The 1,809-nt window shown below is 52.0% G+C and carries 1 protein-coding gene; it reads right to left on the bottom strand.

Annotation, left to right across the window (positions count from 1 at the left end; genetic code table 11):
• Positions 1 to 170 precede the first annotated feature (170 nt).
• Positions 171 to 1,733, bottom strand: coding sequence for an IS1182 family transposase (locus RMSM_RS29015; RefSeq protein ID WP_160168405.1), 1,563 nt, complete (start codon positions 1,731 to 1,733; stop codon positions 171 to 173).
• Positions 1,734 to 1,809: the final 76 nt, after the last annotated feature.

Genomic DNA, 1,809 nt, shown 5'->3' with positions numbered 1-1,809 from the left:
GGAGACTGCGGAAGAACTAGCATTTGATGAACGCTATTCGGGGAAGTGAGTGCTTCCCAATTTTCAAAGCGGTTGGCCGTTTTGTTGTGAAGCCGGCATACACCTGTCGGTTATCTTGATTCAACGCTCCAAACCGCCGAATTTAGCGAGTTTGCGTGCCCTTAACTGCCTCATTGCATGGTCAAGACGCACACTTCTACCTCTCCCTTAAGAAGTTTTAGTATCCGTTTCACATTGATCACGAAACAGGTCATGATCTGCTGAATCCTCACCTTGCTTAGCCCCCAGTAGCGAGCTCGCCGTCCACCGTGATGGCGGACGATCTCGTTGATTTTGCGCTCGATCGCAGGATGCTCTCGACGAACCCGTTCATACTCCGCTGTCGTCGACTTCTGGCGGGCTCGTTCGTATTCATGCTCAAATTCATTCTTGTTCACTTGCCGGCCCCATCGACTGGTCTCTTTCATCCTGGGATGGCACTGAGACAACAGCGGACAGGCGAGACATCGCGTTTTGCCAAAATTAAAAAATCTCGAATGAGGCTTCTCCTTTTTGAACCATGCTTTTCCCGAGACTTGGCCACCGGGGCAAGTCACTCGTGTTTTGTCCTCATTCAATTGAAACTTACTCGCCGCAAAGCCGGCTGTTTCTTCGCGAGTCGTTGGCGGCGATATAACATCGACAGCCAAGCCTGCGGGATCTTCAAGAGTGCGAAGCATCGGGCCATTAAAGCCGGCTCCATCAAGTGATATCTGTGCGATCTGGTTGCCATGAGTTTGCTGCTCCATCTCGACCAAGTGGATGGTGTCGTTGGCCTCTGCGCCGTTGGCAGGGATTACTTCCACCTCGGTGATTAATTGACTATCAGCATCCATCATCACATCGACCATATAACCTTCGTAAAAACTGCCATGCATACCACGCCTAGCATCGGGGTCGACCACACTGAGCGTGCGGTTGCCTTGACCGGGCTGTTGGCAATCCCTGACGATCTTTTCCGCCAATTGACGAATCGCCGCAAGTTTCTTCCACAGCGAATCACGGGTTGGCGATGGTGGTTCGGGCGGTTGGTCTTGCAACCATTTCAGGATGTCGATGACTAGTTCCAACCGTGATTGCAGTTTAACCTCTACTTCCGCTTGAGCTGTTTCAAGGCGAACCTGCTCCGCTTTGATCTCGAACCCAATGGCGGATTGCTGATCAAGTTGCCGGACGATGTCCAGCATCCTGTTTCGCAGTTGAGCCAACAAACTGAGTGTGGTAGGAATGGCGACATTGGCCAAGACATGACTGGCGTCTTTGAGCCGTAGCCGATCTTTGAGCAAGTCTTGCTCGCGCGCCGAGCTGATGAGTTGATCAAAGACCTTTTTGAAACCCTCGGCCCCCAGCCGTCCTCGAAATCGGGTCAATGAGGAAGAGTTGGGCAGCGGGGCGCAGATGGGGACCTGCAGAAACCAGCGGAAAAGCAAATCGGTTTGGCAGCGTTGGATCACCTTGGCGTCGGACAGCCGATAGAAAAAGCTAAGGAATTCCAGCTTAAGCATGATCAGCGGAGGGATCGCAGGCTGTCCATACTTTTCACAGTAAAACGATCGGACTTGGGCATCCAGAGCGGTCCAGTTGATCAGTTCGAGGGCATCCAGCAGCGGTGACTCCGCCGGCAGCACCCTTTTATAGATCGCAAGGTCGGAGTCAGGAATCTTAAAAAACTTATCAGTCCAAGGCGCCAACATTTTCTCACCCATAAGAAGAGAATCGACACCCTTTCATTCTACGCATTTCCAGATCAGCCGACTAATTCAGCAGTCT

It is taken from the genome of Rhodopirellula maiorica SM1, assembly GCF_000346295.1.
Classification (GTDB): domain Bacteria; phylum Planctomycetota; class Planctomycetia; order Pirellulales; family Pirellulaceae; genus Novipirellula; species Novipirellula maiorica.
Note: the sequence above shows the minus strand (reverse complement) of the source record. Positions and strands in the feature narration are given on the sequence as shown.